Raw genomic sequence first — 7,938 nt, forward strand, 5'->3', positions numbered from 1 at the left:
CATCCCCGAGCGAGATCTTTCCGCTTCGGCCTGATAGCAGGCCCGCGGTATCACAGCTTCGCGCGTGCGCGCGTCACCGAATATTGCAAGGTCGACGGATGCAGCATCGCGTCGAAACTCACCGGCTCTTCTGCCGGATGCACCACCAGCAAAGCCTGAATGGCAAAGTACAGCGCATTAGTAGACTGCTCGTTCAATTCCAGCGTGACGGCCACCTGTTGCAGGCGCGGCTCGTGCCGTCCAATTGCCTGCTGGATCGACTTGCAGATAAACATGCGGTCATAGTGGCTCGCCAGACTCAAACCGGAGAAGTCATTCAGCCCATAGGTGAGCACCGAACGCTGGCACTCGGGCAACGCGGCCAGTTCGGCTTCCGTCAACGCAATGCGCGTGTTAAGAATCGCCTCGACATCGCGCGCGACATTCGACTTCAACTCTTCCAGCGACAGTTGCCGCATGGCGGCGGCTGCCGGCACATGCGGTTCGTCGTCGAACAGCTTGTCGAAGAAACTGGGTTCGAATCGCTTCATCGGATTGCGTCGAGCGGCATTAACAGCGCAAGCGGGTTCGCTGACCAAACGGCACGCGAACCCGCCGTCATCAGACCGCGTACGTCTTGTCGTTCTTCGTCAGGCTCCACGCGCCTTGTGCATTGCCGCCCTGATTGCCGCCAATCTTCTGCTGCGTGTACTTCCATTGCACGGCAGCGTACTTGAGCGAAAACGCTTCAGTCGGCAGACCTTCGCCGACCACGCTCGGTGCGATGCTCGAGATGATCACGTACTTGAGCTTCACTTCCAGGTATTTGATGCGATTACCTTCGCCGTCCGAGCGCATGAAGTCGATCGTCACTTCGTCGAAGGTCGTGCCGCCCGAAGCGTGCTGATACAGCAGTGGGCTGACCACGTCGATGTCTTTCGTGAACTCCATGTCGGCGTGTTCGCAACGCTCCGACGTGTGACCACCCGCCGTCGACGCCGTTGCCGAACGCGGCTGCGTGATCGCATGCGTCCACGAGTCGATTTCGATCCAGCCTTGATGGTCCTTGTCGGCAGATTCTCCCTTGATTGCAGGATTGCCGAACTTTAAGTAGATGTCCTTCATATTTTCGCGACTCCCCAAAGAGGTGGTTTTCACAGCGACCCGGGCGGCCTACCCGGGCGCACTGATTCCGTTTATCAATTAGCCGGCTTAGGCAGGTCCGCCACGAGGCGCAAGGAAATCGAGAGCTCGTCCAGCTGGAAGTGCGGGCGCAGGAACGCGACCGAACGATACGAGCCGGGTTTGCCCGGAATTTCCGCGACCTGGATCGAGGCCTCGCGCAGCGGGAACTGCGCTTTCTGTTCCTGGCTCGCGTTGTCGTCGAGCAGCACGTATTGCGAGATCCAGCGGTTCAGAAACACTTCGACGTTTTGCGCCGATGCAAAGCTGCCGATCTTGTCGCGCATCATCGCCTTCAGGTAGTGCGCCACGCGCGATACCGAGAAGATGTACTGCAATTGCGCGGAGAGCACGGAATTCGCATTCGCGCTATCGGTGTTGTACTTTTTAGGCTTCTGCACCGACTGTGCAGCGAAGAACGCGGCGTAGTCGGAGTTCTTGCAATGCACGAGCGGAATAAAGCCGAGATCACTCAGTTCTTTTTCGCGGCGATCGGTGATGGCGATTTCAGTCGGACACTTCAGCGCGATTTCGCCGTCGTCGGTCTTGAAGGTATGCGTTGGCAGATCTTCGACCAGACCGCCGCCCTCTACGCCGCGAATCGCTGCGCACCAGCCAAAGTCGTCGAATGCTGCCGTCAGGCGTGCGGCAAACGCCCACGCCGCATTGCACCACAGGTATTTGCTGTGATCGGTGCCGTCCACGTCTTCGACGAAATTAAAGCCTTCCGCAGTGGCGCCGTCTTTCGGATTGAACGGCAGACGCCCCAGAAAGCGCGGCAATGTCAGACCGACGTAGCGCGAATCTTCTGCGTCGCGGAATGACTTCCACTTCGCGTATTCGACGGTGTCGAACACCTTGCCGAGATCGCGCGGCTTGCCGAGATCCGCAAAGCTCTCGAGTCCAAGCAGTTCGGGCGACGCCGATGCAATGAACGGCGCGTGCGCAGCCGCCGCGACGTGCGACATCTGCTCGATGAAGTACATATCTTCCGGCTGACGCGTCACTTCGAAATCGCCGATCAATGCTCCGAACGGCGAGCCGCCGAAAGTGCCGAACTCTTCTTCATAGACCTTTTTGAAGAGCGCGCTCTGGTCGAATTCGATTGCCGTCTTGAAGTCACGCACGAGGTCGCGCTTCGGCGCATGCAGCGCCTTGATCTTGATCGTCGAGCCGGTATTGCTTTCCTTGCACAGGTAATCCAGCCCACGCCACGTGCTTTCCATGCGCTGAAATTCAGGTGCATGCATCACGGCACTCAATTGATCGGAGATGAGACGGTCGAGTTCTGCGACGCGCGCGTCGATGGTCGCCGACAGGTTGTCCGACACGATCACCGTGCCGTCCAGTACCTGATTGACGAGTTCGCCGATCAGATCTTTCGCGCGTGCGTGCTCGGATTCGGATTTCGCTACCTTGCTCTTCTCGACGATTTCATCGAGTAGCGATACGCCTTCACCCGCCTGCGCATCGGAATAGTGGGCTGCAGCCGCTTGCTGATTCATGTTACCCCCGGTGCCTGATGAGGCTACTTGTTCTCGTCGGTATGCGATTCGCCGTCTGCGCTGCCGCCTTCGGCATGTTGCGTCGTGCCAGCGAGCGCCTGCAATTGCTGCGTATTCTTCAGCACTTCGCCGAGCAGATCTTCGAGCTTGTCGTTGCCCGCCAGCTTGTTGCGAAGATCAGCGAGCTTCGAGCGTGCGTCGAGCAGCCGGCGCAGCGGTTCGATCTGCTCGACGACTTCGTCGGGATTGAAGTCGGCCATCGAACGGAATCGCAGATCGACGCCGAACTTTCCGCCCGCACCACTCAGGCGGTTTTCCACCTGAAATGCCGCACGCGGCTCGATCGCCTTCATGACGTCGTCGAAATTATCGCGGTCGATACTGACGAACTTGCGGTCGCGCAGCTTCGGCTGCTCGACTTCCGATTGCCCGGCGAGATCAGCCACCACGCCGACAACGAACGGCAGCTCTTTGACTTCGATCGCATCGCCGCGCTCGACCTCATAGGTCAGTTGGACGCGCGGCGGCCGCACTTTCTGCAAGCGCTTCTGAATACTTTCTTTCTTGGCCATCGTCGGCTCCCGGGTGCGTGTAGTTCAGACCAGCGTGTTATCAGCGCAGTGCGCTAAAGGGATCGGACGCGCCGCCGCTTTGTGCGGCTTTCGCCGGCGCAGCAGCGGGCGCGGCGGGCGCTTGCGCAGGGGCCGTGGGCGCCGGCGGCGTGGCCGCGCTGCTATCCGCGGAATCGGTCGCCTTCGGCGCCTGCTTTGCCACGTGGCGCACCACGCGGCGCTTCTTCACGACCTGCTTGTCGCTCGGGTCGGGCGGGAACAGCGTCGCTTCACCGAGCGTGTCGCGCAGCTGCTTCGCCAGCGTTTGCGCGTCCGATTTCGCATCGCCTGCGAGGGCTGCATCCTGACGCAGCTCGCCCAGCGATTGCGTGGCGACGCGCAAGCCCGCGACGGCCAGCACGCTCTTCGCCTGACGATCTGTCTGGTCGCGCTGCAATGCTTCCTGCGCGGCAACGATGGCCTGGCCGTAATGGCCTTGCGTGAACTGGATCTGCGCAATACGCGACCACGGCTCTTCACGCGTCGGATCGGTTTTGGCCAATTGCTGATAAAGCGCGATGGCGCGATCCTGATCGCCATTCTTCGCTACGGTATCTGCGTCGCTGAGCGCCTTATTAAATGCTTCAGGCGTGGGCGGAGTGGAGTTTCCCTGCGTGGCGCATCCGGCAATCATGCCGCATACCAGCACTGCCCCAGAAAGACTGGTAAAGAGCCGATTTTTCATCGTTGTTTCACCGCCGTTGCGAATTTTATAATCAGGAAGAAAACGGTTTTGCTTTGCACTAAGTGCGCGCGTATAGTACAGGCCAATTTTTATTAATTCAACTTTCATCTGCAGAAGGAAAACTCAGAGAAGGCGTCAATACAATAACGTTAAGTCGACCGGTAAATTATTGCCATTCGCCATTCATCGCGCATCAGTTTGTGGCAATAATTTCCTGACGCTTCTGGTATTGCCGGGCATTGAATCCGTACTTCATCCCGGCATGCGCAGGGTGAAAACGAACCACTTATCGACCGTTTTTAATCGACAATTCGACGGGGCGACCGGCTTGAATGCCGGTCTATACAGAATGAATACGCGCGCTATCCGGGTTGCATCGCTTATTGCATTGAGTGCCGGCGCCGGCACGCTGCTGTCGGGCTGCGCAGCGGGCGTCAGCGTGCTTGGCGCGGCCGCCTCGTCGGCCTTGCAGGCCGCGGGAATCGGCAAGCCGGACGTACCTGACGCACAAAAGCCGCCGCGCAATATCGGCTTGACCTTATATGCCGCGCCCAATCTGAACGCGGCAAACGACCGGCGTCCGCTCGCACTCGTCGTGCGTCTCTACACGTTGAAAGATCCGACCTCTTTTCAACAGGCGCCCTTCGATACATTTACCGATCCGACCAAAGAAAAGAGTACATTGGGCGGTGATCTGCTAGGTGTGCGCGAGGTCACGCTCATTCCCGGCCAGCGCTATACCGTCACGGAAAAGGTGTCGCACGAAGCGCAGGCATTCGGTATCGTTGCGCTATTCCGCGATCCTGCCATGCAGCGCTGGAAGTTTGCATTCGATCCGGGAAAGTCGGAGAAATCCGGCATAATGATCGGGCTACATAACTGTGCAATGACTGTGACAAACGGCACCGTGATTCCGCCAGAACAGGGATTGCCCGCGCAACCGTTGAATTTGCTGTCATCGGTCAGTTGTGGTTAAAGATGACGTTTAAATGTCATTTAACAATTAACAAAAGCATGTGGTAAAACCACGAATTGCCGCTTATTCGGGCATTACCATTCACGCTTAAAGATGTGATTCGCATACAGACAGGTTCGCGATGAGTTATTCCGCAAAGGTGCTCTGGGGGGAAGGCCTTTTTCTGAGGCCGCAGCATTTCCAGCGACAGGACGCGTACCACGAGGCACGCCTGTTCGAATCGATCCAGGCCATACAACCCTACAACTGGGGCGTGCGTTCGGTGCGCTTCGACCGGGACGCGCTGGGCAGCAACGTGCTGCGTGTCAGCGAACTGTCGCTCGTGTTTCCCGATGGCGCGCTCTACGCGGCACCGCAAGCCGACGATCTCCCGCCGCCCGTTGCGCTCGACACCCTGCCTGACGGCATCAACGAATTCACGTTCTATCTTGCGCTGCATCCCGTGCGCGAGACGGGACAGAACTATGCGGCCGATTCAGATGGCTTCATCTCGCGCTACGTCAGCCGGCAGACGGTCGTGCCGGATCATTTCACCGACGCCGCCGAAGCCGACATCACGTTCCTGAAAACCAGCGTCAAGCTGATCGCACACAGCGAACCGCGTGACCAGCTGCTTTCCGTGCCGCTCGTGCGCGTGCGCCGCACGGCGACGTCGGGTTTCGAACTCGACGAAACCTTCGTGCCGCCGTGTCTCGCCATCGAAGCGTCGCCGCTGCTGCATCAGAGGCTGCGTCAACTGATCGACGCGTTGCAGGCCAAGGTGAATGCGCTGTACGGCTTTCATCGCGAGCCGACCAAGAACATCATCGAATTCCGCTCGGGCGATATCGCATCGTTCTGGCTGCTGCATACGGCAAGCGCGGCCTTTGCCGCGCTCGCACATCTGTACCAGCATTCGGCACTGCATCCCGAGCGGCTCTTTCAGGAGTTGCTGCGCCTCGCGGGCCAACTCATGACGTTCTCCAAGGGCTATGCGCTCGCCGATCTGCCTGCCTATCGTCATGACGATCCGGGTCCGGGCTTCGCGCGTCTCGATGGCATTCTGCGCGACCTGCTGGAGACCGTGATCTCCACGCGCTACTTCGCCATTGCGCTCGAAGAAGTGCGTCCGTCGTTCCATTCGGGACGCCTCGACTCGGGCAAGATCGACGACAAGACGCAGTTCTTCCTTGCGGTGTCGGCAGATCTGCCCGCTGTCGAGTTGGTGGACGCCGTGCCGGCGCGCTTCAAGGTCGGCGCACCCGACGACGTCGACAAGCTCGTGCTGTCCGCGATGCCCGGCGTGCGGCTCGCGTACACACCGCAGGTGCCGCCCGCGATTCCCGTGCGGCCGGGTGCATGCTATTTCTCGCTGGAAGCACGCGGCGCGTTGTATGAGCGCATGTTGCAGGCCCGCTCGACGATGATCTACGCGCCGTCGGGACTCAACGATCTCAAACTCGAACTGATCGCGGTCACACCATGAGCTACGCCCCTTCCCTGTTCGACACCGCTACGCAACCGTCCGCGGTGCCGCCGTCCGTCTTGCAGCCGAGCTATCAGGTTCGTTCGCTGCTGGATCTGCTGTACGACGGCTTTTTCATGCTGTTTCTGTTGAAGAACGGCCGCGAGCCTGGCAATGCCACCGAGTTCATGAATCGCATCCAGCAGTTCCTGAATGATTTCGAACGCGGCGCGAAGAAGCTCGAAGTTGCGGCGGAAGATGCGTACGCGGCGAAGTTCGCGTTCTGCGCAGCCGTCGATGAAATGGTGCTGTCGTCGCCGTTTGCGATCCGCACGGAGTGGGAGCGGCGTCCGTTGCAGCTTGCGCTATTTGGTGAGCAACTGGCTGGCGAGAAGTTCTTTCAGCATCTCGAGGAATGCCGTGCGCAAGGCGCGGCGCGGTTGCAATCGCTCGAAGTTTTTCATATGTGCCTGTTGCTGGGATTTCAGGGCAAGTACCTACTGGAAGGGCCGGAAAAGCTGGCGTATCTGACTGCGCGGCTCGGCGATGAAATCGCTCACATGAAAGGCAAGCGCGCGCCATTCGCGCCGCACTGGACGCTGCCCGATCAGATTGCGCATCGGCTCAAGCGCGAAGTGCCGTTATGGACGATTGGCGCGGTGTTTGCGCTGGTGGGACTCGTCGCGTTTCTTGGCCTTAACACCTATCTGAAGGATGCGACGTTGCGCACGCTTGCGCCTTATTCGCAGATCATCAAGCTCGGGCCGCAGTCGGCGAATCTGACTATCTCGTTGCCGTGATCCGTTGCCCGCTTCGAGCGGGTTTTTTCTGTCCGTGAATCGCGATTCGTGTCTACACTGCAAGCATGACGCATCGGCAGGAAGACTTCGATGACTGACATTCAGCCGGCACGCTTTCCCGAGGACCTGGATGCCGTACGTGCGATTTTCCGCGAGTACGCGGACAGTCTCGGTATCGATCTGGGGTTTCAAGGATTTGAACAGGAACTGGCTTTATTGCCTGGCAAGTATGCTCCGCCAGGCGGTGTGATCCTGCTCGCGTGGCAAGAAGATCGCGTGGTCGGCAGCGTCGCATTGCGGGGTTTCGAGCACGACATCTGCGAGATGAAACGGCTTTATGTGCGCCCTGAAGGGCGTGGGCAACAGCTTGGTCGACGACTTGCACAGGCGGTTGTGCACGCTGCGCGTGAAGCAGGATACGGGAACATGCGGCTCGATACGCTGCCGTCTATGCAGGCTGCGCAGCGGCTGTATGCTTCACTTGGGTTTCGGCCGATTTCGGCTTATGTGTTTAATCCTGTTGAAGGGACACAATTCCTTGAACTTGAGTTGTGAGCGGCGCAAGGCCGGGGTGCTCGGTCGTGCGTGTGGTTTTTGCTGTTTTTTTTTCGCTGGCATCCGCGATTTGTTAGTGGTTCTTCAGGCGTTGCCCCTGTGCGGGGCGGCACCTACTTTTCTTTGCCGCCGCAAAGAAAAGTAGGCAAAAGAAAGCGGGCTAACACCGCCAGATCTAGTTCTTGCCTGCGGGCCCCCAAC

The 7,938-nt window shown here is 59.0% G+C and carries 9 protein-coding genes; 4 read left to right on the plus strand and 5 right to left on the minus strand.

Annotation, left to right across the window (positions count from 1 at the left end; genetic code table 11):
- Nucleotides 1-50 precede the first annotated feature (50 nt).
- The 5 genes from tssE to DK391_RS17720 form a co-directional block, all read right to left on the minus strand.
- Nucleotides 51-530, minus strand: coding sequence for a type VI secretion system baseplate subunit TssE (tssE, locus tag DK391_RS17700; protein ID WP_109479268.1), 480 nt, complete (start codon nt 528-530; stop codon nt 51-53).
- 70 nt (nt 531-600) lie between these two features.
- Nucleotides 601-1,104 carry a type VI secretion system tube protein Hcp gene (locus tag DK391_RS17705; RefSeq protein WP_109479269.1) on the minus strand — a complete coding sequence of 168 codons (504 nt, stop codon included), beginning with the start codon at nt 1,102-1,104 and terminating at the stop codon, nt 601-603.
- Between the two features lie 74 nt (nt 1,105-1,178).
- Complete coding sequence (tssC, locus tag DK391_RS17710) at nt 1,179-2,666, minus strand: type VI secretion system contractile sheath large subunit (protein ID WP_109479270.1); 1,488 nt, start codon at nt 2,664-2,666, stop codon at nt 1,179-1,181.
- 23 nt (nt 2,667-2,689) lie between these two features.
- The gene (gene tssB, locus DK391_RS17715) at nt 2,690-3,238 is read right to left on the minus strand and encodes a type VI secretion system contractile sheath small subunit (protein ID WP_109479271.1); all 549 of its coding nucleotides are present in this window, start codon (nt 3,236-3,238) and stop codon (nt 2,690-2,692) included.
- A gap of 40 nt (nt 3,239-3,278) precedes the next feature.
- A complete protein-coding gene (locus tag DK391_RS17720) occupies nt 3,279-3,962 on the minus strand; it encodes a tetratricopeptide repeat protein (RefSeq protein ID WP_109479272.1) in 684 nt (227 codons plus the stop codon).
- Between the two features lie 349 nt (nt 3,963-4,311).
- Between DK391_RS17720 and tssJ the strand changes: the two genes are divergently transcribed.
- The 4 genes from tssJ (at nt 4,312) to DK391_RS17740 (ending at nt 7,737) form a co-directional block, all read left to right on the plus strand.
- On the plus strand, nt 4,312-4,938 hold the full coding sequence (tssJ, locus tag DK391_RS17725; RefSeq protein WP_109479273.1) for a type VI secretion system lipoprotein TssJ: 627 nt from the start codon (nt 4,312-4,314) through the stop codon (nt 4,936-4,938).
- Nucleotides 4,939-5,059: 121 nt separating this feature from the next.
- Nucleotides 5,060-6,403 (plus strand): type VI secretion system baseplate subunit TssK, encoded by a 1,344-nt coding sequence (gene tssK / locus DK391_RS17730; RefSeq protein WP_109479274.1) that lies wholly within the window; start codon nt 5,060-5,062, stop codon nt 6,401-6,403.
- Nucleotides 6,400-7,182, plus strand: coding sequence for a type IVB secretion system protein IcmH/DotU (icmH, locus tag DK391_RS17735; RefSeq protein ID WP_109479275.1), 783 nt, complete (start codon nt 6,400-6,402; stop codon nt 7,180-7,182). Before tssK ends, icmH begins: the two co-directional genes overlap by 4 nt.
- A 90-nt stretch (nt 7,183-7,272) precedes the next feature.
- A complete protein-coding gene (locus DK391_RS17740; protein ID WP_109479276.1) occupies nt 7,273-7,737 on the plus strand; it encodes a GNAT family N-acetyltransferase in 465 nt (154 codons plus the stop codon).
- The last annotated feature ends 201 nt before the right edge of the window (nt 7,738-7,938 follow it).

The organism is Paraburkholderia sp. C35 (genome assembly GCF_003121405.1).
Lineage (GTDB): Bacteria > Pseudomonadota > Gammaproteobacteria > Burkholderiales > Burkholderiaceae > Paraburkholderia.